General features: G+C 72.2%; 25 protein-coding genes. 15 read left to right on the top strand and 10 right to left on the bottom strand.

Features of this window, described 5'->3' with window-relative positions; all coding sequences use genetic code 11:
• Nucleotides 1–5 precede the first annotated feature (5 nt).
• Nucleotides 6–659, bottom strand: a complete 654-nt coding sequence (locus ACZ63E_RS35605; protein WP_465340635.1) for a GntR family transcriptional regulator — start codon at nt 657–659, stop codon at nt 6–8.
• Between the two features lie 113 nt (nt 660–772).
• Here ACZ63E_RS35605 and ACZ63E_RS35600 point away from each other — a divergent pair, with 113 nt between their 5' ends.
• The 3 genes from ACZ63E_RS35600 to ACZ63E_RS35590 are packed head-to-tail and all read left to right on the top strand — an operon-like array spanning nt 773 to nt 3638.
• Nucleotides 773–1528 (top strand): HpcH/HpaI aldolase family protein, encoded by a 756-nt coding sequence (locus tag ACZ63E_RS35600; RefSeq protein WP_465340634.1) that lies wholly within the window; start codon nt 773–775, stop codon nt 1526–1528.
• On the top strand, nt 1525–2847 hold the full coding sequence (locus ACZ63E_RS35595) for an MFS transporter (RefSeq protein ID WP_465340633.1): 1323 nt from the start codon (nt 1525–1527) through the stop codon (nt 2845–2847). The genes ACZ63E_RS35600 and ACZ63E_RS35595 overlap by 4 nt, the downstream gene beginning before the upstream one ends.
• Nucleotides 2844–3638 carry a carbon-nitrogen hydrolase family protein gene (locus tag ACZ63E_RS35590; RefSeq protein WP_465340632.1) on the top strand — a complete coding sequence of 265 codons (795 nt, stop codon included), beginning with the start codon at nt 2844–2846 and terminating at the stop codon, nt 3636–3638. The genes ACZ63E_RS35595 and ACZ63E_RS35590 overlap by 4 nt, the downstream gene beginning before the upstream one ends.
• Here ACZ63E_RS35590 and ACZ63E_RS35585 read toward each other — a convergent pair.
• Nucleotides 3635–4402: an enoyl-CoA hydratase-related protein gene (locus tag ACZ63E_RS35585; protein WP_465340631.1), complete on the bottom strand. Its 768-nt coding sequence runs from the start codon at nt 4400–4402 to the stop codon at nt 3635–3637. The genes ACZ63E_RS35590 and ACZ63E_RS35585 overlap by 4 nt on opposite strands.
• On the bottom strand, nt 4399–4872 hold the full coding sequence (locus ACZ63E_RS35580; protein ID WP_465340630.1) for a thioesterase family protein: 474 nt from the start codon (nt 4870–4872) through the stop codon (nt 4399–4401). Before ACZ63E_RS35580 ends, ACZ63E_RS35585 begins: the two co-directional genes overlap by 4 nt.
• A 94-nt stretch (nt 4873–4966) precedes the next feature.
• Here ACZ63E_RS35580 and ACZ63E_RS35575 point away from each other — a divergent pair, with 94 nt between their 5' ends.
• The 9 genes from ACZ63E_RS35575 to ACZ63E_RS35535 are packed head-to-tail and all read left to right on the top strand — an operon-like array spanning nt 4967 to nt 14116.
• Complete coding sequence (locus ACZ63E_RS35575) at nt 4967–5830, top strand: TetR/AcrR family transcriptional regulator (protein ID WP_465340629.1); 864 nt, start codon at nt 4967–4969, stop codon at nt 5828–5830.
• A complete protein-coding gene (locus ACZ63E_RS35570) occupies nt 5830–6723 on the top strand; it encodes a beta-keto acid cleavage family enzyme (RefSeq protein ID WP_465340628.1) in 894 nt (297 codons plus the stop codon). Before ACZ63E_RS35575 ends, ACZ63E_RS35570 begins: the two co-directional genes overlap by 1 nt.
• Nucleotides 6716–7645 (top strand): 3-hydroxyacyl-CoA dehydrogenase NAD-binding domain-containing protein, encoded by a 930-nt coding sequence (locus tag ACZ63E_RS35565; protein WP_465340627.1) that lies wholly within the window; start codon nt 6716–6718, stop codon nt 7643–7645. The genes ACZ63E_RS35570 and ACZ63E_RS35565 overlap by 8 nt, the downstream gene beginning before the upstream one ends.
• Nucleotides 7638–8060, top strand: a complete 423-nt coding sequence (locus tag ACZ63E_RS35560) for a thioesterase family protein (protein WP_465340626.1) — start codon at nt 7638–7640, stop codon at nt 8058–8060. The genes ACZ63E_RS35565 and ACZ63E_RS35560 overlap by 8 nt, the downstream gene beginning before the upstream one ends.
• Nucleotides 8061–8094: 34 nt before the next feature.
• Nucleotides 8095–9654, top strand: coding sequence for an ABC transporter substrate-binding protein (locus ACZ63E_RS35555; protein ID WP_465340625.1), 1560 nt, complete (start codon nt 8095–8097; stop codon nt 9652–9654).
• Nucleotide 9655: 1 nt separating this feature from the next.
• Nucleotides 9656–10612, top strand: coding sequence for an ABC transporter permease (locus ACZ63E_RS35550; RefSeq protein ID WP_465340624.1), 957 nt, complete (start codon nt 9656–9658; stop codon nt 10610–10612).
• Nucleotides 10609–11502: an ABC transporter permease gene (locus tag ACZ63E_RS35545; protein WP_465340623.1), complete on the top strand. Its 894-nt coding sequence runs from the start codon at nt 10609–10611 to the stop codon at nt 11500–11502. Before ACZ63E_RS35550 ends, ACZ63E_RS35545 begins: the two co-directional genes overlap by 4 nt.
• A complete protein-coding gene (locus ACZ63E_RS35540) occupies nt 11499–13061 on the top strand; it encodes an ATP-binding cassette domain-containing protein (protein ID WP_465340621.1) in 1563 nt (520 codons plus the stop codon). Before ACZ63E_RS35545 ends, ACZ63E_RS35540 begins: the two co-directional genes overlap by 4 nt.
• Nucleotides 13058–14116, top strand: coding sequence for a serine hydrolase domain-containing protein (locus ACZ63E_RS35535; protein WP_465340620.1), 1059 nt, complete (start codon nt 13058–13060; stop codon nt 14114–14116). The genes ACZ63E_RS35540 and ACZ63E_RS35535 overlap by 4 nt, the downstream gene beginning before the upstream one ends.
• On the opposite strand, the gene ACZ63E_RS35530 is transcribed toward ACZ63E_RS35535, so the two are convergent.
• Entirely contained in the window at nt 14113–15129 is a 1017-nt protein-coding gene (locus ACZ63E_RS35530; RefSeq protein ID WP_465340619.1) for a LacI family DNA-binding transcriptional regulator, read from the bottom strand. The genes ACZ63E_RS35535 and ACZ63E_RS35530 overlap by 4 nt on opposite strands.
• Before the next feature lie 191 nt (nt 15130–15320).
• Here ACZ63E_RS35530 and ACZ63E_RS35525 point away from each other — a divergent pair, with 191 nt between their 5' ends.
• Nucleotides 15321–16301: a hypothetical protein gene (locus tag ACZ63E_RS35525; RefSeq protein ID WP_465340617.1), complete on the top strand. Its 981-nt coding sequence runs from the start codon at nt 15321–15323 to the stop codon at nt 16299–16301.
• Nucleotides 16302–16395: 94 nt separating this feature from the next.
• Here ACZ63E_RS35525 and ACZ63E_RS35520 read toward each other — a convergent pair whose 3' ends face one another.
• A complete protein-coding gene (locus tag ACZ63E_RS35520; protein WP_465340616.1) occupies nt 16396–17154 on the bottom strand; it encodes an HpcH/HpaI aldolase/citrate lyase family protein in 759 nt (252 codons plus the stop codon).
• A 113-nt stretch (nt 17155–17267) separates the two neighbouring features.
• Between ACZ63E_RS35520 and ACZ63E_RS35515 the strand changes: the two genes are divergently transcribed.
• Both ACZ63E_RS35515 and ACZ63E_RS35510 read left to right on the top strand, forming a co-directional pair.
• Complete coding sequence (locus ACZ63E_RS35515; protein WP_465340615.1) at nt 17268–18107, top strand: NAD-dependent epimerase/dehydratase family protein; 840 nt, start codon at nt 17268–17270, stop codon at nt 18105–18107.
• Between the two features lie 95 nt (nt 18108–18202).
• Nucleotides 18203–18379 (top strand): hypothetical protein, encoded by a 177-nt coding sequence (locus ACZ63E_RS35510; protein ID WP_465340614.1) that lies wholly within the window; start codon nt 18203–18205, stop codon nt 18377–18379.
• 9 nt (nt 18380–18388) lie between these two features.
• Here ACZ63E_RS35510 and ACZ63E_RS35505 read toward each other — a convergent pair whose 3' ends face one another.
• Genes ACZ63E_RS35505 through ACZ63E_RS35485 form a run of 5 tightly spaced genes read right to left on the bottom strand, consistent with a single transcriptional unit; the run spans nt 18389 to nt 23504 of the window.
• Complete coding sequence (locus ACZ63E_RS35505; protein WP_465340613.1) at nt 18389–19051, bottom strand: HAD family hydrolase; 663 nt, start codon at nt 19049–19051, stop codon at nt 18389–18391.
• 4 nt (nt 19052–19055) lie between these two features.
• A complete protein-coding gene (locus ACZ63E_RS35500; protein ID WP_465340612.1) occupies nt 19056–19931 on the bottom strand; it encodes a LysR family transcriptional regulator in 876 nt (291 codons plus the stop codon).
• Between the two features lie 27 nt (nt 19932–19958).
• The gene (locus ACZ63E_RS35495) at nt 19959–20714 is read right to left on the bottom strand and encodes an alpha/beta fold hydrolase (protein WP_465340611.1); all 756 of its coding nucleotides are present in this window, start codon (nt 20712–20714) and stop codon (nt 19959–19961) included.
• 19 nt (nt 20715–20733) lie between these two features.
• Nucleotides 20734–21102, bottom strand: coding sequence for a DoxX family protein (locus ACZ63E_RS35490; protein ID WP_465340609.1), 369 nt, complete (start codon nt 21100–21102; stop codon nt 20734–20736).
• A gap of 59 nt (nt 21103–21161) precedes the next feature.
• Nucleotides 21162–23504 (bottom strand): glycosyl hydrolase family 95 catalytic domain-containing protein, encoded by a 2343-nt coding sequence (locus tag ACZ63E_RS35485; RefSeq protein WP_465340608.1) that lies wholly within the window; start codon nt 23502–23504, stop codon nt 21162–21164.
• Nucleotides 23505–23834 lie beyond the last annotated feature (330 nt).

The following is a 23834-nucleotide window of genomic DNA, read 5'->3' as shown; positions in this document are numbered from 1 at the left end:
CGGGATCAGCCGCGCTTGAGGGCCGAGACCACTTCGGACACCGGGCGCAGGTGCTGGTTGAGGATCCGCAGCGCCCCTTCGGCGTCGTGCGCGTCGAGGGCGGCGACCAGCGCGCGGTGCTCGGCGTCGATCACCGGCAGCCGTTCCGGCCGGGCCTCCAGCGCCCGCACGGCGACCCGCTGCTGGCGCGAGCGGAGTGTGTCGTACAACTCGGTCAGCACGCTGTTGCCCGCCGCGTTGACGATCGCGCGGTGGAACGCGCGGTCCAGGCCGGACACGGCGAACCAGTCACGGGCCTTCCCGGCGTCGTCCATCTCCTCGATCAGGCCCGCCATCTCCGCGGGCGCCCCGGCGCGGGCGGCGCAGACCGCCGAGATCGCGTGTCCTTCGATCAGCCGCCGGCTCTGGTAGACCTCCTCGAGCTCGCGCGCGGTCACCGTGCGGACCTGGGCGCCCTTGCGCGGCAGGAGGCTGATGAACCGCTCGGCCTCCAAGCGGTGGAACGCCTCGCGGACCGGGGTCCGGGAGACTCCGGTCTCGCCGGAGACCCAGTGCTCGTCCAGGAACCGGCCGCCTTCGAGCTCACCGGCGATGATCCCGTCGCGCAGCCAGGCGTAGACGCGGTCCCGGGCCGGGCCGGCCGGCACGCTCGTGGTCATGCTGCTCCCCTCGTCGAGGTCAGCTTAGCGTCTGGACCGACAGATATCCATCGTGTCTACACGGTGCACACAACAACCGGAGCTACCGTCGTCCGTGCGCAGGAGGTTCCCCGATGTCCCCAGTCCCCGCCGACCGGCGCTACGCCGTCTGGCTCTCCGACCCGTCGTTCGCGGCCGCCGAAATCGCCCGCGGCATCGGCTACGGCGCCGCCGTCCTCGACATCGAGCACGGCGCGTTCGACCTGGCCGACCTCGAGCGGTTCATCCCCTTCCTGCGCGCGCTCGGGCTCGACGTCCTCGCCAAGGTGCTCGGCCCCGAGCGCGGCCCGATCCAGCAGGCCCTGGACTTCGGGGCCGACGCAGTCGTCATCCCGCACGTCGAGAACGCGGCCCACGCCAAGGCCGTCACGGCCTTCGCGAAGTTCCCGCCGCTGGGCGACCGCAGCTTCGCCGGCGGGCGCACCACGGGCTATCGCGGCTTTTCCGACGAGTGGGTCACCGCGCAGGACCGCGGCACCCGCTGCCTGCCGATGATCGAGGACGCCGGCGCGATCGAGGACATCACCGAGATCCTGGCGCTGGACACCGTCGACGGCGTGTTCGTCGGCCCGTCCGACCTGTCGCTGCGCCGCGAGCGAGGCGCCTACACGCGCGAGCCCGGCGACTTCGCCGACCTGAAGCGCATCGCCGACGCCGCCCGCGCCGCCGGGAAGCCGTGGGTGCTGCCCGCGTGGAGCCACGAGGAGAAGGAGTTCGCCCTCGCGAACGGCGCCGGCCAGCTCGCGCTGACCATGCAGCACGGCGCGCTCGCCGCCGGGCTCACCGCGGCGTTCGAGGAGACCACGACGCTCGCGAAGCAGGCGCGATGACGACGGCCGAGCGAACCCGGACCCGCACCGCGGGCCGCACCCGCTGGACCATCGCCGGGGTGCTCGGCGTCGGGTCGTTCGTCAACTACGTCGACCGCGTCAACCTCTCCATCGCCGGGCCCGAGATGATGCGCGAGTTCCACCTCAGCGCGGCCCAGCTCGGCGTGGTCGCTTCGGCGTTCCTCTGGACCTACGCGGTGCTGCAGCTGCCGATCGGCGCGATCATCGACCGCATCGGCGTCCGCTGGGTCAACCGCACGGCCGCGCTGCTGTGGGCCGTCGCGTCGTTCCTGACCGCCGCGTCGGGCGGGCTCGGGCTGCTGCTGGCGTCACGGCTGATCCTCGGGTTCGGCGAGGCGCCGACGATCCCGGCGGGCTGGAAGGCGATCGGGCAGTGGTTCCCGCGCTCGGAGCGGGGCCGCGCCACCGCGATCTTCGACGGCTGCGCCAAGGTCTCCAACGTCCTCGGGATCCCGGTGATGGCGTTCCTCGTGACGGCGTTCAGCTGGCACGCGGCGTTCCTCTTCACCGGCGTTCTCAGCCTCGGCTACCTGCTCGTCTGGTGGCTGCTGTACCTGACACCGAAGCAGGCCCTGGCCCGCGGCCGGCTCTCACCCGAGGAGTTCGCGTACCTGCGCGAAGGCGGCGCGGACGACGAAGACGCGCCGACGCCGAGCTCGCTCACCGGACTGGGACACCTGCTGCGCCGCCGCAAGACCTGGGGGCTCGCGCTCGGGTACGCGTCCTACACCTACGCCTACTACGTGCTGCTGACCTGGCTCCCCGGTTACCTCGAGAAGCAGTTCGGCGTGAAGCTGCTGTCCGGCGGGTTCTACACGATGATCCCGTGGCTGGTCGCGGTGCTCGCGCAGTTCCTCGTCGGCGGCATCGTGCTCGACCGGCTGATCGCCCGCAGCGGCGACGAGACGAAGGCCCGGCGGATCGTGCTCGTCGTCAGCATGCTCGTCTCGCTGTCGGTCGCCGGCGCCGCCTACGCCGGCTCGGTCGCGACGGCGCTGGTGTTCCTGTCGATCGGGGCCGCCGGGCTCGCCGTGTCGGTGCCGGCCGGGTCCAGCATCGTCGCCGTCATCGCGCCGGAAGGCTGTTCGGGCACGCTCGGCGGGCTGGTCAACTTCGTCGCCAACATGATCGGCATCGCCGCGCCGATCGTCACCGGCGCCGTGGTCGACCTGACCGGCTCGTTCGCCGGCGCGTTCCTCGTCACCGGTGTGGTGCTGCTCGCCGGGATCTTCTGTTACACCGTGGTGCTGGGCAAGCTGGACCGCATGCCCGCCGTTACCGGGAAGGACGTCCGATGACAAACGTGGCCCTGGCGCAGTTCGCGCCCGGAGACGACAAGGCCGCCAACCTCGCGACCGTGACGAGCCTCGTCGGCGACGCCGTGGACCGCGGCGCCCGGCTGGTGCTGCTGCCCGAGTACACGATGTTCACGGTCCCCGCGATGGACCGCCGGTTCGTCGAGTCCGCCGAAGACCTCGACGGCGAGTTCGTCACGGGCCTGCGCGCCCTGGCGAAGGACCGCGACGTCGCGATCGTGGCCGGGATGAACGAACGCCTCGACGGGGACCGGATCTCCAACACCCTCGTCGCCGCCGGGCCGGACGGCGCCGTCGCCGCCCTGTACCGCAAGATCCACTTGTACGACGCTTTCGGCTTCCGCGAGTCCGACGTCGTGCGGGCAGGCGAGATCACCGAGCCGGAGACGTTCGAGGTCGACGGCGTCCGCTTCGGTCTCCAGACCTGTTACGACCTGCGGTTCCCCGAGGTCACGCGCCGGCTGGCCGACGCGGGAGCGCAGGTCGTGCTGCTGCCCGCGGAGTGGGTGCCCGGGCCGCTCAAGGAGTACCACTGGAGCACGCTCGTGCGGGCGCGCGCGATCGAGAACACGCTCTACGTCGCCGCCGCGGGCCAGGCCGCGCCGACCGGGTCGGGCACGAGCCTGCTCATCGACCCGATGGGCGTGGTGGTCACCTCGCTCGGCGAGCAGACCGGTGTCGCCGTCGGCGAAGTCTCTCCGGACCGGGTCACCGAGGTGCGGGCGAAGAACCCGGCCCTGGAGCTGCGGCGGTTCGCGGTGGTGCCGCGCTAGCGCCCGGTCCACTGTGGACGACGGCGTTCGGCGAAGGCCCGCGGGCCTTCCCGGGCGTCGTCCGAACGCAGCACCCGCTGGTACGCGGGCAACCCCGACCGCATGCGCGCGAAGGCGTCCGGAATGGACAGTCCGGCGGTCGCGTGGCCGATCTCCTTGACCGCCGCGACAGCCAGCGGCGCGGACTCCGCGATCCGGGCCGCCAGCTCGCGGGCGACGTCGACGACCGCGTCACCCGGGACCACGCGGTTGACCAGGCCCCAGCGCGCGGCTTCGGCCGCGGTCAGCCGGTCACCGGTGAACAGCAGTTCGTTCGCGAGCACCTCGGGCAGCCGCCGGGGCAGGCGCAGCACACCGCCGGAGTCGGGCACCAGGCCCAGGCGGCACTCGGGCAGCGCGAACTCGGCGTGCTCCGCCGCGACGACCAGGTCGGCCGCCAGGGCGAGCTCGAACCCGCCGCCGAGCGCGAGGCCGTTGGCGGCCGCGATCACCGGTTTGCCGAGGTCGAAGAACTCCGTCAGCCCGGCGAAGCCGCCGTCGCCGTGATCGGCGTCGACGGCCTCTTCCGCCTTCAGGTCCCAGCCCGCCGAGAAGAACCGCTCCCCCGCGCCGGTCACGATCCCCACGCGCAGCGTGTCGTCGTCTCGCAGCCGTGTGAACGCTTCGTACAGCGCGCGGCTCGTCGGGACGTCGATCGCGTTCGCCTTCGGCCGGTCGAGCGTGACCAGCAGGACGCCGTCGGCGGCCTCGGTGCGGACGCTCATCGCCGGATCCCGATCGACCGGCCGACGCCGTCGGGTGGCCCCAGCGGCTCGTGCGCGCGAGCGATGTCGGCGAGCTTTTCACCGACCGCAACGGGAAGGGGCGTCGACCGCGCGGCGGCGATGTCGACGTGCACCAGCAGCTGTTCGGCGGTCGCCAGCAGCCGGTCGTCCGCCTCGACCAGGATCCGGTGGAAGAAGTGGATGCGCTTGGTGTCGTGGTCGAGCAGCTGCAGCGTGCAGCGCAGCCGGTCACCCTCGGCGGCCTCCCCGAGGTGACGGAGGTGCGTCTCGACCGTGTACAGCGAGCGGCCCGCCGCGCGGTAGGCGTCGTCGACGCCGATCAGCCGGAAGAAGGCGTCGGAGTTGTCCCCGACCGCTTCGAGGTAGCGGGACTCGCTCATGTGGCCGTTGTAGTCGACCCACTCCGGCGGCACACGGGTCCGGAACAGGCAGAGCGGTGCGTCGATCATCGGCGATCACCTCCGGGACCAGTGATATTGCGCTTCGACTGACTCATCAGTCAAGGATTGCGATTCTCGCAACTCGGGGTTACCGTCTCGGGGCATGGACGAATCCGCCGAGGTGCGGGACCGGGTCCGCGGCCTGGTCAAGGCCGTGCCGGGGGCCCAGCGGGAGTTCGCCGCCGCGATCGGGCTCGACGAGACGAAGCTGTCCAAGGCGCTGAACGGCACCCGCCGGTTCTCGCCGCACGAACTGGTCCGCGTCGCCGAGCACTGCGGCGTCACGGTCAACTGGCTGCTCAACGGCAGCGACGACGCGATCACCGTCACCGCGGTGCCCGCGCCGGCGACCCGCCTCGCGAGCGACGACCCCGACCACCTCGCCCAGTCCGAACCACGCCGCCGCATCCTGGAGACGGCCTGGACGCTGATCGCCGAACGCGGTTACCACAAGGTCCGCATCGCCGACATCGCGCAGGCGTGCGGCACGAGCACCGCCACCATCCACTACCACTTCCCGAGCAAGACCGAGGTCCTCAACGAAGCGTTGCGCCGCAACGTGAAGCTCGCCTTCGACCGCCAGGTCGCGGAGCTGCATTCGATCTCCGACGCGCACGAGCGGCTGCACCGCCTGGTCGAGCTGCAGCTGCCGACCGACGGCGTCCTGCGCGCCGAGTGGTCGGTGTGGCTGCAGGTGTGGAACGAGGTCTCGCTCGACCCGTCGTTCCGGTCCCTCTACCACGACTCGATCAGCCGCTGGGAACGCACGATCGCGATGACCATCCGCTCCGGCTGCGAGCAGGGAGTGTTCGCGGTGACCGACCCGGACCTCGCGACCACGCGGCTCACGGCGCTGATCGACGGCCTCGGCATCCAGGTGCTGACCGGCCGCCCCGGCAGCACCGCCGAAACCATGCGAGAACACCTGCACGACTTCATCGAAAGCTCGATCGTCCAAGGAGCCTGATGAACCACGAGGTCATCGTCACCTGCGCCCTCACCGGGGCCGGAGACACCGTCGGCCGCAGCCCGCACGTGCCCGTCACGCCCGCGCAGATCGCCGCGAGCGCCGTCGAGGCCGTGAACGCCGGGGCCGCCGTTGTGCACATCCACGTCCGGGACCCCGAGACCGGTTCGCCGTCGCGGGACGTCTCGCTGTACCGCGAAGTCGTGCGGCTGGTGAAAGAGTCCGGTGTGGACGTTGTCGTCAACCTGACCGCCGGCATGGGCGGTGACCTCGTCATCGACCGGGAAGACCCGCTCAAGCCGGTCGACGGCACCGACCTCGTCAACGCGCTGGACCGGCTGCCGCACGTCGAAGAGCTGCTGCCGGACATCTGCACCCTCGACTGCGGGTCCCTCAACTTCGGTGAGGGCAGCCAGCTCTACGTGTCCACTCCGGACATGCTGCGTGCCGGGGCCAAGCGGATCCAGGAGCTGGGTGTCAAACCCGAGCTGGAGATCTTCGACACCGGGCACCTCTGGTTCGCGTCCAAAATGGTCGAAGAAGGCCTGATCGACGCTCCCCCGCTCTTCCAGCTCTGCATGGGCATCCCCTACGGCGCGCCGGTCGACCCCGGGCTGCTGCAGGCCATGGTCAACCTGCTTCCGGAGAAGGCGCAGTGGGCGTCCTTCGCCATCGGCCGGGACCAGATGCCGTGGGTCGCGCAGTCGGTGCTGCTCGGCGGGCACGTCCGGGTCGGGCTGGAGGACAACCTCTACCTGGCCAAGGGCGTCAAGGCGACCAACGGCCAGCTCGTCGAGCGCGCCGTCGGGATCGTCCAGGACCTCGGCGCCACCGTGGTAAGCGCTTCCCGCGCCCGCGAGATCCTCGGCCTGAAGGAGCGTGTCCATGCCTGAGACGGTCGCGTGTGTCGGCGCCGGCGTGATCGGCGGCGGCTGGGTCGCGCACTTCCTCGCCCAGGGCTTCCACGTCCGCGCCTGGGACCCGGCGCCGGACGCCGAGGCGAAGCTGCGGCGGCTGGTCGACGCCGCCTGGCCCGCGCTCACCTCGCTCGGCCTCGCCGAGGGCGCGAGCCGGGACAACCTCGTGGTCACGGCCACCCTCGCCGAAGCCGTCGCGGACGCGGTGTTCGTCCAGGAGAGCGCGCCCGAGGACCTCCCGCTCAAGCGGAAGCTGCTCGCCGAGATCGACGCCGTCACCCCGGCCGGGATCGTCGTCGCGTCCTCGACGTCCGGGTACGGCATGACCGAGATGCAGGCCGACGCCGTGACCCCGGGCCGTCTGGTCGTCGGGCACCCGTTCAACCCGCCGTACCTGATCCCGCTGGTCGAGGTCGTCGGCGGCGAGCGGACCGACGCCTGGGCCGTCGAGCATGCCGCCGGGTTCTACCGGCGCGTCGGCAAGACGGTGATCACCATGGACCGCGAGGTCCCGGGGTTCATCGCGAACCGGCTGCAGGAGGCGCTGTGGCGCGAGGCCCTGCACATGGTCGAGCACGGCGAGGCCACCGTCGAGCAGATCGACACCGCCATCACCGCCGGACCGGGCCTGCGCTGGCCGGTCCAGGGGCCGATGCTCACCTTCCACCTCGCGGGCGGGGAAGGCGGGATGGCGCACATGCTCGACCACTTCGGCCCGTCGCTCAAGGCGCCGTGGACCCGCCTCGAAGCGCCGGAGCTGACGCGGGAGCTGCGGGACGCCGTGGTCGACGGCTGCGAGGAGGAGGCCGGCCGGCGCACGATCGCGGACCTGATCGCCGAACGCGACCGCGCGATCATCGCCGTCCAGCGCGCCGTCGAGGAGGCCCGTGATGGCTGAACTGTCCTATCGCGACAAGGTCCGTCCGGAGTGGATCGACTACAACGGCCACCTCTCCGAGCCGTACTACGTCCTCGTCTTCGGCGACGCGACCACGCACCTGATGGACGTCGTCGGCCTCGGCCCCGAGCGCAGCGGGTCCTCGCTGTACACGGTGGAGGCCCACGTCCGCTACCTGCGCGAAGTCGGGCCGGACGCCGAGCTGGACGTGACCACCAGGGTGGTCGGCCTCGGCGCGAAGAAGGTCCGCCTCTGCCACGAGATGCGGGTCGCGGGTGACCTCGTCGCCACCGAGGAGATCCTCGCGATCCACGTCACCGACTCGAGAGCGTCGCCGCTCCCCGCCGACGTCGCGGAGCGGCTGCAGCACCACGTGGGCCCGGTCCCGGAGTACGCGGGGCGCGCCATCACCTGACCCGAACCACCCGCTCCCACCGGAAGTCCCCACCATGGAAGAGCGATGTAGGCCTCTCACCCGACGAAGCTTCCTCGCCGTCACCGGCGTGGCGCTGCTGGCCGCCGGCTGCGGCGCGACGTACGCCGCGCCGGTGCCGACCGGGCCGCCCCGAGCCGGCGGCCGGCTGCGCGTCGGCGTCACCGGCGGTGGCGCGTCCGACACCCTGGACCCGCACACCCCGGCGACCAACCCGGACATCGCGCGGGTGATCAACCTGTACGAGCCGCTGCTGAACCGCGACCACGACTACCGGCTGGAGCTCCTGGTCGCGCAGTCGCTGACGGCGTCACCGGACGCCCGGACGTGGACGGCGGTGCTGCGCGACGGCGTCCGCTTCCACGACGGCCGCCCGGTGACGCCGGCCGACGTCGTCGCCACCTTCAAGCGGATCACCGACCCGAAGGACCCCAAGAGCGGGGCCGCCGGGCTCACCATGCTGGCCGAGGTCGTCCCGAGCGGCGACCGGGCCGTCGAGTTCCGGCTGAACACCCCGAACGCCGGCTTCGACGACCTGCTCGGCCAGTACTCCCTCGGCATCGTCCCGGCGGACTTCGACCTGAAGCGCCCGATCGGGACCGGCCCGTTCAAGGCGGGCTCGTTCACCGCCGGGCTGCAGAGCACGTTCACCCGCAACGAGCACTACTGGCGGCCCGGGCAGCCCTACCTCGACGAGCTGACCCTGATCAACTTCGCCGACGACGACGCCCGCATCAACGCGCTCCTGTCGTCCCAGGTCGACGCCATCGATCAGGTGCCGGTGGCGCTGGTCGACGTCCTGGGCAGCGACCCGCGGATCGCGGTGCTCACCTCGGAGACCGGCACCTGGCTGCCGTTCACCATGCGCGTCGACCGGCCGCCGTTCGACGACGTCCGGGTGCGCCAGGCCTTGCGGCTGGTCGTGGACCGGGAGCAGATGATCAACCAGGTCCTCAGTGGACAGGGCAGGCTCGGCAACGACCTCTACGCGCCGTTCGACCCCGCCTACGCCAAGGAGCTCCCCCAGCGCAAGCAGGACATCGCGCAGGCGAAGAAGCTCCTCGCCGAAGCCGGGCACTCCACTTTGGACGTCGAGCTGGTCACCGCGCCCATCCAGGCGGGCGCGGTCGAGGCGGCGCAGGTGTTCCAGCAGCAGGCGAAGGCCGCGGGCGTCAACGTCAGGATCCGCAAGCTCGACACCACGACGTTCTACGGCGAGAACTACCTGTCGTGGGACTTCGCGCAGGACTTCTGGTACACCCGCAACTACCTCCCGCAGGTCGCGAACGGCTCACTGCCGAAGTCGCCGTACAACGAGTCCCACTGGCAGGACCCGGAGTTCATCAGCCTCGTCACCCAGGCCGGGTCCACAGTGGACCCCGCCGCCCGCGCCGCCCTGCTCCGGAAGGCGCAGAAGATCGAGTACGAACGCGGCGGGCTGATCGTCTGGGGCTTCGTCAACCAGGTCGACGCGCACCAGAAGTACGTCGCCGGGCTGGTCCCCGACCGCACCGGGATCTCGCTGAGCGGGTACCAGTTCCGCGCTGCCTGGCTCGGCACCAGCAAGGAGGCGTGAGATGACACGGCTGATCCTGCGCCGGCTGCTCGTCAGCGTCCTCGTGCTCTGGGTGGTGTCCCTGCTGGTCTTCGTCGCGACGTTGCTGCTGCCCGGCGACCCCGCGCGGGCCATCCTCGGCCAGCAGGCCACACCTGAACGCGTTGTCGCGCTGCAGCACCAGCTGCACCTCGACCTGCCGGTGTGGCAGCGTTACCTCGACTGGCTCGGCGGGCTGTTCACCGGTGACCTCGGCACGTCGACCTCCACCCAGGGCCCGGTCACGGCGCTGCTGGGCGAGCGGATCTCGGCGTCGCTCGTGCTGCTGGTCGTCGCCGCGGTGCTGGCCACGCCGCTCGGGCTGGCGCTGGGCACGTGGAGCGCGATCCGCCGCGACCGCGCCGCCGACCAGGTGATCTCCGGGGTCAGCCTGGTGATCGCCGCGCTGCCCGAGTTCGTCATCGGGGTCGCGCTGGTCGTGCTGCTGTCCACGACGGTCTTCAAGGTCTTCCCGTCGGTGACGATCACCGCGCCCGGCGAGGCGGTGTGGGACCAGCCCGCCCAGCTCGTCCTGCCGGTGCTCACGCTCGTGCTGGTCGTGACGCCCTACATCACCCGGATGATGCGGGCGACGATGAACGAGGTCCTGGACAGCGGGTACGTCGAGATGGCCCGGCTCAAGGGTGTCCGCGAGCGGACCGTCCTGGTGCGGCACGCGCTGCCGCACGCGATCGGGCCGGTCGCGCAGGTCGTCGCGCTGCAGCTGGCGTGGCTCGCCGGCGGTGTGGTGGTCGTCGAGTTCCTCTTCCGCTACCCCGGCATCGGCCAGGCGCTGATCGACGCCGTCGGCAAGCGGGACGTCGCCGTCGTGCAGGCGGTCACCCTGCTCATCGCCGCGGTCTACATCGTGGTGAACCTGCTGGCCGACGTCGTCGGCATCCTCGCCAACCCGAAACTGCGCACGGAGGCAGGCCGATGACCGCCGTCGAACTCCCCGCCGCCGTCGGCCCGGCCGTCCCGCCGGTGCGCCCGGCCGGGCTCTTCCGCACCGCCTGGGCCTTCCCCAAGGCCAAGATCGGCGCGGGGCTCACCCTGGTGGTGGTGCTGATCGCGCTGCTCGGGCCCTGGCTCGGGCCGGTGCTCACCGGGCACACGACCACGGACTTCGCCGGGAAGCCGTTCAAGCCCGACGGGCTCGCCGGCACCGACGGCCTCGGCCGTGACGTGCTGACCCGCTTCCTCGGCGGCGGCACGACGCTGCTGCTCTACGCGGTGCTCGCGACCGCGCTCGGCATCGTGCTGGGCGCCCTGCTCGGCATGATCGCCGGGTACGGCGGCGGGCGGCTCGACAGCCTGCTCATGCGCGGCAACGACGTCCTGCTGTCGTTCCCGCAGCTGGTGATCGCGCTGCTGGCGATCGCGGTGATCGGCCCGGAAGGCTGGCTGCTGGTGCTCGTCATCGGCCTGACGCACGCGCCCCGCACCGCGCGGGTCGCCCGGCAGGCCACTGTCGCCGTCCGCGGCCACGACTACATCCGTGCCGCGGAGATGTACGCCGTGCCGCGGTCGCGGATCCTGCTGCGGGAGATCCTGCCGAACATCACCGGCCCGCTGATGGTGGAGATCGGGCTGCGGCTGACCTACTCGATCGGCTACATCGCGTCGCTGTCGTTCCTCGGCCTGGGCATCCAGCCGCCGTCGGCCGACTGGGGCCTGATGATCAACGAGAACCGGATCGCGCTGGTCGTCCAGCCCTGGGGCGTGCTGCTGCCGGTGCTGGCGATCGCCGCGCTGACCGTGGGGACCAACCTGGTGGCCGACGCGCTGGCCTCGGCCGCCGCCGGCCGGAAGCGGGAGGCGCGCGCATGACCGCCGCACTGGAAGTCACCGGGCTCGCCGTGTCCACTGTGGCCGGAACGGCCGTGCTGGACGACGTCTCCTTCGCCGTCGCCCCCGGCGAAGTGCTCGCGCTCGTCGGGGAGTCCGGGTCCGGCAAGACCACCGCCGGGCTGGCCGCGCTCGGCCACTTCCGGCGCGGGCTCGCCGTGTCCGGCGGCCGGATCACCGTGTGCCCGCACGGCGGCGACCCGGTCGACGTCCTTTCCCTGGACGGCGCCGCCCGGCGGCGGCTGCGCGGCAGCACCGTCGCCTATATCCCGCAGGACCCCGCGCTCTCGCTCAACCCGGCGCTGCGGATCGGGCTGCAGATCGCCGAGGTGCTGGAGACCCACGGCTACCCGGGCTCGGTCGACGACCGCGTCGGCGAGGTCCTGGCGGAGGTCGGGCTGCCGGCGGACCCGGCGTACCGGCGGCGCTACCCGCACCAGCTCTCCGGCGGGCAGCAGCAACGGGTCGGCATCGCGATGGCGTTCGCGTGCCGCCCGGCCGTCGTCGTGCTCGACGAGCCGACGACCGGCCTCGACGTCGTCACCCAGGCCCTGGTGCTGAAGACGGTCCGGGCGCTGACCGCCGGACACGGGGTCGCCGCGCTCTACATCACGCACGACCTCGCGGTGGTCGCCGAGATCGCCGACCGGGTCGCGGTGATGTACCACGGGAGCCTCGTCGAGTGCGGCCCGGCTTCGTCGGTGCTGCGGAGCCCGTCCCACGCCTACACCCGGCGGCTGCTGGACGCCGTGCCGGACCCGGACGCGACCTCGCCGCCCCCGCCCGCCGCCGAGCCGGTGCTCGCGGCGAAGGGCGTGTCCGTCGCGTATGGACAGAACGTCGTGCTGCGCGGGGTCGACGTCTCGGTCGCGCGCGGCGAGTGCGTGCTGCTGCTCGGCGAGTCCGGCTCCGGCAAGACGACGCTGTCGCAGTGCATCGCGGGCCTCACCGGCACCTACACCGGGACGGTCTCGCTGGCCGGCACCGGGCTGGCCGTCTCGACCCGGCAACGGTCGGACGACCAGCGCCGGCGGATCCAGTACGTGTTCCAGAGCCCGTTCTCCTCGCTCAACCCGCGCAAGACCGTCGCGCAGTCCATCGAAGTGCCGCTGACCCGGCTGACGTCGCTGTCCCGCGCGCAACGCCGGGAGCGGGTCGCGGAGATGCTCGACCGGGTCCGGCTCGGCCGGGCGCTTGCCGACCGGCTGCCGGACCAGCTCAGCGGCGGTGAGCGGCAACGCGCGGCGATCGCCCGGGCGCTGGTGACCACCCCGGACGTGCTGGTCTGCGACGAGGTGACGTCCGCTTTGGACGTCTCGGTGCAGGCCACGATCGTCGAGCTGCTCGGCGAGCTGCGCCGGGAGCTCGGGATGGCGATGCTGTTCGTCACCCACAACATCGCACTGGCCGGCGAGGTCGCGGACCGGATCGCCGTGCTGCAGGGCGGGTCCATCGTCGAGGAAGGTCCGGTGCGGACGGTGCTCGACGCGCCGTCCCACGCTTACACGCGGGAACTGCTGGCCGCGACGCCGCGCCTGTGAAGGGCACGGTCGCGCCGGGGTTCGAGCCGGTGCGGGACGCGTTCGCCGCCGTCCTGGACCGGACGGCCGGCGGCGCGGCGTTCAGCGTCGTCCGCCGCGGCGAAGTCCTCGTCGAGCTGTGGGGCGGGCCGGGCCGGACGCGGGACACCCTGGTCGTGCTGTTCTCCGGCACCAAGGGTGTGGTGGCCACCGTGATGGCGCTGCTGACGGCACGCGGGCTGCTCGACCCGGCGGAGCGGGTCACGGCGTACTGGCCGGAGTTCTCGGCCGGCGACGCGCGGGTGTCCCACGTCCTCTCGCACACGGTGGGGCTGCCGTACGTCGAGGCGGACGTGTCCTTTCTGGACAACCACGCGAACGCCGTGGCGCTCGCCGCGCAGCGTCCGTTGTGGACACCCGGGTCGCGGGTCGCCTACCACGCGGCGACGTACGGGTACCTCTGCTCCGAGCTGGTCCGCCGGGTGACGGGGCAGAACGCGGGCGCGGTCGTGCGCTCGCTGCTGGCCGGCTTCGACGTCCACCTCGGCACGCCCGCGGCCGAAGACCACCGCGTCGCGCGGCTGACCCGCTCGCCGGACTACCGGATCAGCACGTTCCTGCACGACCCGGAACGCCGCAAGGTCGTGACGCGGATGTACCGCGGGCTCCTGGAGCCGGACACGATCAACTCCGTCGAGTACCGCCGCGCCGAACTCGCGGCGGGCGGCGCGACCGGCACCGCGGCGGGGATGGCCCGCCTCTACGACCGGATCTGCGCGGGCCTGGTGCCCGAGCCGGTCCTCTCCGCCGCGACTCGCACGTGGTCGTCGGGGCAGGACGCGCTCAACGACCGCCCGGTCCGCTTCGGCCTCGGATACGAGCTGGCGGACCCGCTGGGCACGTACGGCCCGGTGCCCGAGGCGTTCGGCCATTCCGGCGCGGGCGGCGGCCGCCACGGCGCGTGGCCGGCCGAGGGGCTCGGGTTCTCGTTCACCACTGGCGAGCTGCAGTCCGAGGACGTCGACGACCGGGGAAAGTGGCTGCTGACGACCTTGGCGGACTGCGTCGGCCGCTAGGCGACCGTCGCGATCGTCTCCCCCGGCACCGGCGGGCAGGTCAGCAACCGGTGCGGCGGCGGCTCGGCCGTGCCCGGCTCGACCAGGGACGCGAGCAGCCGGACCGCCGCGCGGCCCAGCGCCCGCCGCGGCACCTCGAACCCGCTGATCTCCGGGCCGGGCGTCCCGGCCGGCGGCCGTCCCAGAACCGCCAGCGAGACGTCGGCGGGCACCCGGACCCCCGCCTCGCGCAGGGCCCGCTGGGTCGCGTGGAACACCGCGCCCGTGTCGGTCTCCTCCACCACCAGGGCCGTCACGCCGTCGTCGAGCCAGCGGCGGACTGCCGCCGCGCCGAGGTCGGCGCCGTCGGTGCGGACCACCAGGCCCGGCAGGTTCAGCCCGGTGCCGGCGGCCGCCGCCCGCACCCCGCGTTCCCGGTCCCCCGACGACGGCGCGTCGTCCGGCTCGCGCAGGTAGCGGACCCGCCGGTGGCCCGCGCGCGCCAGGCGGGTGAGCACCTCGGCCGAGGCGGACACGTAGTCCGCGCCCACGTGCGGGATCCGGCCGCCGAGCTCGGTGCGGCGTCCGATGTAGACGATCGGGAACCCGCTCGCGAGCAGGTCGCCGATCGCGTCCACCGGCACGTGCCGGCCGAGGAACAGGCAGCCGTCCGCCAGGCGGGTGCGGCGGATCCGGTCGGGCACCGCGCTCGAGCCGGTGAACATGATCAGGTCCTTGCCGAGTGCGGCCGCCTCGGCCTCGACGCCGGCCAGGATCGGGTAGTAGGAGTCCGCGACGTCCACCGGGAACGCCGGGGTGAAGGTGTAGACGCCGAGGAGGTTGTTGCGCGACGACGCCAGCCGTTTCGCCACCGGGTCGGGCACGTACCCCAGCCGTTCGGCGGCTTCCAGCACCCGCAGCCGCGTCCGCTCCGACAGCCGGACCCCGGTGCGGTTCCCGCCCAGCACCACCGAGACCGTCGCCTGCGAAACGCCGGCGACGCGCGCGATGTCGGCCTGCCGGGGCCTGCCCATCGGGTACCTCGCTCGGGGTCGCCGGGGTCAGCTGATCCGATTCAGCGTGCAAGGCCTCCCCGGGGTCGTCAACCGTTTTGCCCGAAACTCCAGCAAACCTGTCCCGACCGTACTAATACGTATTACTCCATTGACCTCGCCTCCGGGACCGTGGCACCGTCGCCGCACACTTCACCGACGAAGGAGCCGCCATGACCCTCACCCGCCGCGGCCTGCTGGCCGGCACCGCCGCCCTCGGCGCGAGCGCGCTCCTGCCCGTGACGGCCGCCGCGGCCCCCGCCGGCTTCCCGGACTACCGGTACCAGCGGCTGGCGCTCGTGAAGAGCAAGCTGCGCTACAACCCGACCGGTGAGCTGATCTTCCCCTGCGTCCGCGGCACCGCGGGCCGCATCCCGAACGCGCTCGGCGCGTACTACCTCTACTACGCGCCGCACGACGCCCCGGGCGGGATCTGCCTGGCCTACGCGGACTCCCTCGACCAGGAGTTCACCGAGTACGCGGGCAACCCGATCATCAAGAACTCCTGGCCGGGTGAGTACTCGGTCAGCCACGTGTCGTCGCCGCACGCGCTGTGGAACGACGACGTCAAGCGGATCTACCTGTACTTCCACGGCGAGAACACCGTCACCCGGCTCGCCAGTTCGGCCGACGGCATCCACTTCGGCTACGAGAAGGAGGTGCTCTCGACGCGGCTGCAGCCCGCGGGCACCACCGAGACGTCCTACGCGCGGGTGTTCCGCCAGGACCTGCCGGCGAAGAACGCCCGCTACGTCATGGTGTTCATGCTCAACAACACCACCAACCACCGCGACATCGGCTGGGGCTGGTCACCGGACGCGCTGAACTGGACGTTCTCGCAGACGCCGCTCGTGCGCCACACCGACGTCGGCGCGAACGACATCGGCGGCCCGCACCTGCTGTACCGCAACAACAGCACGTACGTCGTCTACAACACCGACCTCGCCCACGGCGGCAAGCTGATGATCACCGAGGTCGGCAACGACTTCTCGAAGCGCACCCACCTCGGGACGTTCCACGCTCCCTTGACGGGCGCCCCGGACAACGGCCGTTCGGCGGCGCCGAGCTTCGGCACGTACCAGGGGCGCGAGTACATGATCTACGAGGCCGGGGAGCGGCTGGCCGGGAACATCGCCATCGCCCGCGCGGTCTGAGGGCGTCAGCGGGCCGAGTGGTGCAGGGCGATCTTGTGCTCGCGAGGCCGCGTGTGCGCTGCTGTGCCACTGACAGCAGCGCCACCTGCACGCGTCACTCCCCCAGAAGGCGGCGAGCCCGGGCAAGCACCGGCTTGTCCACCATCTTTCCATCCACAGTGGACACCGAGGCACCGGCCGCCACAACACGGCGGGCCCATTCGAGCTCGGCGTCGGTCGGCGCGAACCCCGCTCGCACCAGCTCCACCTGCCGCGGGTGTACGCACAACTTCCCGCCGAAACCCATCCGGCGCGCATACCGGACGTCGGCCGCCAGGCGTTCGTCGTTGTGCAGGTCGGTCGTGACGCCGTCCAGCGGGGGCGCCAGCCCGGCCGCCGCGGACGCCATCACCAGCCGCGAGCGCGCGTACGCGAACGGCTCGGGATCCTCCGGCGCGACACCGAGCTCCGCGGCCAGGTCGACACTGCCGAACGCCAGCCGCGTCACCGACGGGACGGCGGCGAGCTCACCGGCGCTTTCGACACCTCGCGCGGTCTCGACAAGAGCGATCACTTCGCGGAACCCGGCCAGCACCCCGGCCGCCTCGGCCTTCGGGACCATCACGGGCACCCCGCGCGCGGCCACCAGCGCGGCGTCGGCCTCGAACCAGGGCGTGCCCGGCGCGTTGATCCGGACCATCGCCGCGCCACCGTCGGCCAGCCAGGCGTCGACCGCGGTGCGCGCGGAATCCTTGTCGGCCGGGGCGACGGCGTCCTCGAGGTCCAGGAGCACGACATCGGCGCCGCTGGCCGCGGCCTTGGCAAAACGGTCGGGCCGGTCGCCGGGCACGAACAGGTAGGTCGTCGCGGTCACCCGTTCCAGCGTAATGCTCTAGGGGTATCACAGCGAGCGGAAAGGGTCTTGGACGCGGGCCTTCCGGCGGCCGAGAGTCGGAAGGGAACCACCACGACCACGAAAGGTCCACGATGAAGGTCTTCCTCACCGGCGGCTCCGGTTACGTCGGCCGCCCCACCGTCCGGGCGCTCGTGCGGGACGGGCACGAGGTGAGTGCGCTCGCCCGCAGTGACGCCTCCGCGCGCACGCTCGCCGAGCTGGGCGCCCGGCCGGTGCCGGGCGGGCTCACCGACACCGCCGTCCTGCGCGAGTCGGCCGCCGCGGCCGACGGTGTCGTCCACCTCGGCCAGCACTACGGCGACGACACCGCGGCGGTCGACCGCGCCGCCGCGGACGCCCTGCAGGAGGGCATCGGCGACCGCGGCCCGTACGTGCACACCGGCGGCGTCTGGGTCTACGGCGACACCAAAGGTGTCGTGGCCGAGGACGCGCCGCAGAACCCGCCGGCCATCACGGCGTGGCGGGCGGCCAACGAGGAGCGCGTCCTGACCCACGGCGGCAACCCGGTGCTGGTGATGCCCGGCATCGTCTACGGCCTGGGCGGCGGGCTCATCGAGACGTTCTTCGCCGCGCCCGGCCGCCAGACCGGTTCGGTGCCGCTCATCGGCGACGGCTCGAACCACTGGGCCATGGTCCACGCCGAGGACGTCGCCGAGCTGTACGTGCTGGCGCTGCAGGCGCCGGCGAAGTCGGTCTACGCGGGGGTGAGCGGCCAGAACGTCCCGCTCGCCGACGTCGTCGAAGCCCTTACCGGCGACGTCCTGCGGCTCTCGCTCGCCGAGGCCGTCGAACGGATGGGCCCGATCGCGGAGGCGTTCGCGCTGGACCAGCAGCTGACGCCGGCCCGCGCGCGCCGCGAGCTCGGCTGGGAACCCCGGCACGTCGACGCACTGAGGGAGCTGCGCGGGTAAGGGACGGCGGCGCGCGGAGTGCGTGTTCGCCCGATGCCGGCCCGGTGCCCTCAGGACGACCGTGGGACTCCTCAGCGGAAGAAAGAAGGAGTGCCATGCGAGGCGACTGGATCCACGACTGGGTGTTGGTGGAGATGGAGTACCGCGCCGGGCCGGCCCCGGCGGCACGCCGGCCGCGTCCGGCATCGCGCCCGTGGGCGACGCTGTGGGCGGGATTGTTCACCGGGCATCGGACCGGGCTGCGGCACCAACGCCCGGTGGCGAGTGCTTGACCCGGGGCGTCAAGCCGCGTGGACTCGCTCGACCGTCGCCACCAGGTTGTCCAGACCGGGCAGCACCGCGTCGGCGATGGCCGGGTCGTGCGGGTCGGCGTGGCGGTTGACCCACACCCGCCGGATGCCGAGCGCCGCCGCCGGGACCATATCGTGGAAGTGGCTCTGCGCGACGTGCACCCAGTTCTCCCGCGACGCGTCGAACGACGAGGCGAACCGCTTGAAGTGGGCGTGCCCCGGCTTGTACCCGCCGACGTCTTCGGCGGTCACGATCGCGTCGATCGGGACCGCGAGCCGGCGCTGGGTTTCGCCGATGAGGTCGCGGTCGCAGTTGGTCAGCAGCGCGAGCCGCCAGCCCGCCGCCCGCAGCGCGGCCAGCGCCGGGCGGGTGTCCGGGAAGACCGGCCAGTACGGCAGTCCGGTCGCGAGCACCGACGCGTCGTCGGGCACCAGGTCGAGCCCGGCCGCGGCGGCGGTCCGCCGCAGGGACTCCGCCAGCACCTCGCGGTAGCGCCGCACCGGCGTCTCGGCCTGCACCCGCGGCTCGATCCCGTTGTAGACCTCGAGCAGCTCCGCGCCCCGGCCGGGGAACAGCAGCTCGAGCCCGGTCGAGATGCCGTGGCGCCAGTCCACCAGCGTGCCGAAGCAGTCGAACGTCACCCAGCGAGTCATGCCGTCACTCTGATCGCCGGTCCTCGCCCGCGCAACCGATGATCTCCGCGAACTCGGCCACGATCCGCGAGCGCCGGCTCGCGAGCCACGCCAGGCACACCTCGTTCGGCGGCAGGTCCTCGACCGGCACGTGCGCGACGTCGGGCCGGGTGTAGTACTCCGAAGTGGACAGCGGGATGACGGCGATCCCCTGCCCCGCCGCCACGTGCTCGAGCTTCTCCTCCACACTCCGGAACGACGGCGCCGCCGCGCCCGTCCCCTCGCGCAGCTCGACCGCGACGTCCCGCCACTCCGGGACCGCGTCCGGGTGGTTGAGCAGGTGCTCGCCGGCGAGGTCGCCCACGAGCACCGACTCCTTCCCGGCCAGCCGGTGGTCGGTCCGCAGCACCGCCACGCGCGGCTCCTCGAACAGCGGCCGGACGCTCGACCCGCGCCGGTCCACCGGCAGCCGGACCACACTGACGTCGGCGCGGCCGTCGTGCAGCACCTCGGTCTGGTCCTCCCAGGTCGTGCGCAGCAGCGAAACCGAGAGGTCGGGATGCCGCGCCGTCAGCTCCCGGACGGCGTCGGTGACGGTGATGCCCGGCATGAACGCCACGGTGAACGTCGTTCCGCGCGCGGCCGTCGCCACCCGGCGCCGCAGGGCTTCGGCCGAGGCCAGCAGCGGACGCGCGTCGTCCAGCAGCTGACGGCCGGCGTCGGTCAGCGCGGTGGACCGCTTGTCCCGCCGGAACAACTGGGCGTGCAGTTCGCCTTCCAGCGCCCGGATCTGCCGCGACAGCACCGGCTGCGCGATGTGCAGCCGCGCGGCGGCCCGCCCGAAGTGCAGCTCTTCGGCGACCGCGACGAAGTACCGAAGCTTGCGCAGATCGACGTCCACTCCGACCTCCCTGAGACCCCCAGGGTATTACGCGTGCGCGGTGAGGAACCGCGTGAGCGGCGGGTTCACCGCATCGGCGTGGGTGAAGCTCAGGAAGTGGGCGCCGTCCTCGACGACGACCAGGGGCTCGGCCGCGGGCAGCGCGCCCGCCAGCTCCTCGGCCCGCTCGACCGGGTAGGCAAGGTCGGCCGAGCCGTGCAGGACCAGGGCCGGGCAGGAGATCTCGCCCACCCGCGCGAGCACGCTGTCACGGTCGACGAGGGCGTTCATGGTCAGCGTGAGCTGGTCCGGCGCCACCGTCGCCCAGCGCTTCTTCCACTCCTCCGCCGGGAAGGGGCCGAAGCAGATCTGGGCGACGCCGTCGAGCACCGGCGGCGGCGCGCTCCCGCTGACCCACGCGTCGAGCACCGCCCGGTACCCGGTCGCGACCGCGGGATCCTCCGCCGCGGCCGACGTGCCGAGCACCGCGATCGACGACACCCGCGAAGGCGCCAGCAGCGCGATCCGCAGCGCGACGAACCCGCCCTGGCTCGTCCCGACGACGGCCGCGCGCGGGACGTCCAGCTCGTCGAGCACCGCCAGGACGTCCCGGGCGACGTCCCAGTAGTCGAACGGGCCGGTCGCGGGGGTGCCGCCGTGGCCGCGCTCGTCGACGGTGACGCAGCGGAAGCCGTCGAACGCCGCCAGCTGCGGGGCGAACATCCGGCCGTCCATGAGGAAGCTGTGCAGCAGCACGACCACCGGGCCGGACCCGCCGTGGTCGGTGAAGGCCGGAAGTGTCATCGATCCTCCGAGGGGAAGCTCAGCCGGCGAACCGGCCCACGGCGACGAACACCGCCAGCACCAGCAGCACGACGTTCATCGGCAGCGCCTTGGTCTCCTTGCGGCGTCCGTGGACGATGATCGCACCGATCTGGACGATCGCCAGCCCGGTCGCCGCCAGCGGTGTCAGCACCGGCGCGATGTCGAGCGCCCACGGCAGGACCAGGCCGATCGCCGCGAGGACCTCGATGCCGCCGATCGCCTTCACCACCGGCCCGGAGAAGTCCGCCGTCCACCCCATGTTGGGGTTCTCCAGCAGCTTCTCCCGCGGCGTCAAGAACTTCATGCCGCCGGCGAAGACGTACAGCGCGGCTTGGAAACCCGCGGCGACCCACAGGGCGATGTTCACGAGGACTCCAGACTTCGGAAGGGGTAGTTGAACACTACATCACTTCCGGAGGCAGGACCTCAACTTGGCGTGATCGTGATCGACCCGCCCGGCCGCAGCGAGATCGTCCGCTTCCAGGCGCCGGCGCGCACCTCGGTCCGGGTCCCGCCGACGCTCCGGACCACCGCGCGGGTGACCTTGCCGGCGCGCCAGGACAGGTCGACCTCGAACCCGCCGCGCGCGCCGATCCCGGTCACCCGGCCCGAGCGCGCCCACGCCGAGGGCAGCGCCGGCAGCAGCTCCAGCACGCCCGGGCGCGAGTAGACCAGCATCTCCACCATCGCCGCGGGCGCGCCGAGGTTCGCGTCGATCTGGAAGATCGTGTAGCTGCCCTGGCTGTACATGTCGAAGAAGTTCGGCGCGGTGCCGTTCCCGTTGGCCACCGACGGCCGCATCACCGTCAGCAGCAGCTGGTACGCGCGGTCGGCGTCCTTCAGCCGCGCCCAGCAGGCCGACCGCCACGCGCACGCCCAGCCGAAGCTGTCCATCCCGCGGGCGATCAGCAGCTCGCGCACGCCACTCAGCAGCTCGGGCGGCGAGGTGTCGGCCGCGATCCGGTCGCCGGGGAAGAAGCCGATCAGCGGCGACAGGTGCCGGTGCGTGGTCTCGCCGAGGTTGTCCGGCGACATCCACTCCTCGAGCCAGCCGGTCGACGGGCTCACCTTCGGCAGGTACAGCTTCTTCTGCAGCCCGGCGATCCGGTCGCCGTACGCGCGGTCCCGGCCCAGCACCGCGACCGCGTCGCGGTAGTGCTCGAACAGGTCCCAGACGATCTCCTGGGAGTAGGTGTTGCCGCGGGTGTCCTGCGGGCCGTGCTCGGGTGACCAGTCGTGGTCGTCGACGAGCACCTCGACGCCGTCGACGGTCGTCGTGACCAGCCGCGACTCCCAGAACTCGCACGCGCCCTTGAGCAACGGGTAGATCCGGGCGAGGTACCGCTTGTCCTGGGTGAACGCGTAGTGGTCCCAGAGCGAGTTGCACAGCCAGGCGTTGCCGCCGGGGTGCCACCACCAGCCGGAGCCGCCGTAGATGTTGGTCGAGAACGCGATCGCCCAGCCGCCGATCTTCCCGCTGGTGTTGCGGAAGCGGTTCCTCGGGTCGTTGAACAGGCGTTTCGTGCTGTCCGTCCACACGGGAAGCTGCGCGAGGCAGTAGTCGGCGAGGGCAGTGAAGCTCCCGGGCAGCGCCGCCCGGTCCGCCAGCCAGTAGTTCATCTGGAGGTTGATGTCGGTGTGGTAGTCGCTCATCCAGTCGGGCGTGTTGTTGTTCTGCCACAGGCCCTGCAGGCCCATCGGCAGGCCGTCGCGCGAGCCGGTGATCGTCAGGTACCGCCCGAACTGCAGGTAGCTCGCCTCCAGCTCCGGGTCCGGCGTGGCCGGGTCGTCGTGCCGGGCGACCAGCCGCGACCACGAGTCGAGCGCGCGCTTGGCCGGCGGCGACTGCCCCAGGTCGACCGACATCCGGTCGTACAGCCGCCGGTAGTCCGCGACGTGCGTGGCGCGCAGGCCGTCACCGCCCGCGGCCAGCGCCTGGGCCACCTTCCCCTTCGCGACACGCAGCGGGTCGGCGGCCGCGTCGAGGAACTTCCGGGCCGCGTCCGGCACGTAGCTGGTCCCGCCGGTGACGACGATGAGCACCTCGCGGCAGCCGTTGAACGCGACGGTGTTCCCCTGCGGCGACACCTTTCCCCCGCGGCCGGACGCCCCGGCTGCGGCGGCGTACTTCAGCCCGTTGGCGAAGGTGGCCGCGAAGGCCGCGCCGGTCAGGGTCTCCCCGCGAGTCGGCTCCAGCGCGACGGTGCCGGTCATCGGACCACCGCTCAGCCGGACGACCACCACGTCGTCGGGGTGGCTGGTGTAGATCTCGCGGCGGTAGCGCGTGCCCTGGTGGGTGTAGGACACCGCGAGCAGGCCGTTGCTCAGGTCGAGCGTGCGGCGGTAGTCCGTGACGCCGGTGTGCGCGGGCACGGCGATCCGCACCTTGGCCAGCAGGCCCAGGGTGCCGAACTTCTCGCGCTCGTAGGGGAACTGGCCGTCGTCTTCGAGGACGTTGTTGGCGCCGCCGGTCCAGAGCGAGGCGTCGGCGAGGTACAGGAAGTCGGCGGCCGGGTCACCGCCGACGAGGGCACCGATCCGACCATTGCCGATCGGCAGGCCCTGCTCGATGATCTTGTCTTCGGCCGCGGGCGAGGGGTACCACAGCGTGGTCGCGCGGCTATCGGGAACCAGGTCCTCGACAGCCGGGCGCACGACGTCTGCGCTGGCAACAAAGGGACGAACGCCCCCGAGGGCGATCCCGGCGCCCACCGCGCCCCCGAGCTTGAGGAACGACCGGCGGGACGGCGGGAGGGGAAGGTCAGACATGTCGGATCCGTTCGACGTTGAAGGCGGGGACCGGCGTGCAGCCCGCCAAACATATGACCTATCCGAACCCGAGGTCAAGATTCTTCGTAATTAATCCGATAACACGAGATATACGACGCCCCCGCCGAGGCCGCAGGACCTCCCGACGCGAAACCTGCCGGTGGTGAGTCCGCTGGAACTTTCCCGGTCGCGACCACGAGCCGCGCGACGTGGGCGTTCGCCGAGCCGATCGCCAAGGCTGCCGCGTTCCGCCGCGTCGCCCTTTCCGACGGCCCCGCGATGGAACGCGGAGTTGACCCCGGCGCGGTCCCGTCTACTCTCGTCGGCGAG

This window comes from Amycolatopsis sp. NPDC104819 (assembly GCF_055583145.1).
Note: the sequence above shows the minus strand (reverse complement) of the source record. Positions and strands in the feature narration are given on the sequence as shown.

Excerpts from the sequence above, each read along its gene's own strand:
- ACZ63E_RS35590 (WP_465340632.1), top strand. The coding sequence starts at position 2,844 with ATGACAAACGTGGCCCTGGCGCAGTTCGCGCCCGGAGACGACAAGGCC.
- ACZ63E_RS35600 (WP_465340634.1), top strand. The coding sequence starts at position 773 with ATGTCCCCAGTCCCCGCCGACCGGCGCTACGCCGTCTGGCTCTCCGAC.
- ACZ63E_RS35485 (WP_465340608.1), bottom strand. The coding sequence starts at position 23,504 with ATGTCTGACCTTCCCCTCCCGCCGTCCCGCCGGTCGTTCCTCAAGCTC.
- ACZ63E_RS35540 (WP_465340621.1), top strand. The coding sequence starts at position 11,499 with ATGACCGCCGCACTGGAAGTCACCGGGCTCGCCGTGTCCACTGTGGCC.
- ACZ63E_RS35545 (WP_465340623.1), top strand. The coding sequence starts at position 10,609 with ATGACCGCCGTCGAACTCCCCGCCGCCGTCGGCCCGGCCGTCCCGCCG.
- ACZ63E_RS35565 (WP_465340627.1), top strand. The coding sequence starts at position 6,716 with ATGCCTGAGACGGTCGCGTGTGTCGGCGCCGGCGTGATCGGCGGCGGC.
- ACZ63E_RS35555 (WP_465340625.1), top strand. The coding sequence starts at position 8,095 with ATGGAAGAGCGATGTAGGCCTCTCACCCGACGAAGCTTCCTCGCCGTC.
- ACZ63E_RS35575 (WP_465340629.1), top strand. The coding sequence starts at position 4,967 with ATGGACGAATCCGCCGAGGTGCGGGACCGGGTCCGCGGCCTGGTCAAG.
- ACZ63E_RS35515 (WP_465340615.1), top strand. The coding sequence starts at position 17,268 with ATGAAGGTCTTCCTCACCGGCGGCTCCGGTTACGTCGGCCGCCCCACC.
- ACZ63E_RS35530 (WP_465340619.1), bottom strand. The coding sequence starts at position 15,129 with ATGGGCAGGCCCCGGCAGGCCGACATCGCGCGCGTCGCCGGCGTTTCG.
- ACZ63E_RS35510 (WP_465340614.1), top strand. The coding sequence starts at position 18,203 with ATGCGAGGCGACTGGATCCACGACTGGGTGTTGGTGGAGATGGAGTAC.
- ACZ63E_RS35570 (WP_465340628.1), top strand. The coding sequence starts at position 5,830 with ATGAACCACGAGGTCATCGTCACCTGCGCCCTCACCGGGGCCGGAGAC.
- ACZ63E_RS35580 (WP_465340630.1), bottom strand. The coding sequence starts at position 4,872 with ATGATCGACGCACCGCTCTGCCTGTTCCGGACCCGTGTGCCGCCGGAG.
- ACZ63E_RS35585 (WP_465340631.1), bottom strand. The coding sequence starts at position 4,402 with ATGAGCGTCCGCACCGAGGCCGCCGACGGCGTCCTGCTGGTCACGCTC.
- ACZ63E_RS35550 (WP_465340624.1), top strand. The coding sequence starts at position 9,656 with ATGACACGGCTGATCCTGCGCCGGCTGCTCGTCAGCGTCCTCGTGCTC.
- ACZ63E_RS35495 (WP_465340611.1), bottom strand. The coding sequence starts at position 20,714 with ATGACACTTCCGGCCTTCACCGACCACGGCGGGTCCGGCCCGGTGGTC.
- ACZ63E_RS35505 (WP_465340613.1), bottom strand. The coding sequence starts at position 19,051 with ATGACTCGCTGGGTGACGTTCGACTGCTTCGGCACGCTGGTGGACTGG.
- ACZ63E_RS35525 (WP_465340617.1), top strand. The coding sequence starts at position 15,321 with ATGACCCTCACCCGCCGCGGCCTGCTGGCCGGCACCGCCGCCCTCGGC.
- ACZ63E_RS35605 (WP_465340635.1), bottom strand. The coding sequence starts at position 659 with ATGACCACGAGCGTGCCGGCCGGCCCGGCCCGGGACCGCGTCTACGCC.
- ACZ63E_RS35560 (WP_465340626.1), top strand. The coding sequence starts at position 7,638 with ATGGCTGAACTGTCCTATCGCGACAAGGTCCGTCCGGAGTGGATCGAC.
- ACZ63E_RS35595 (WP_465340633.1), top strand. The coding sequence starts at position 1,525 with ATGACGACGGCCGAGCGAACCCGGACCCGCACCGCGGGCCGCACCCGC.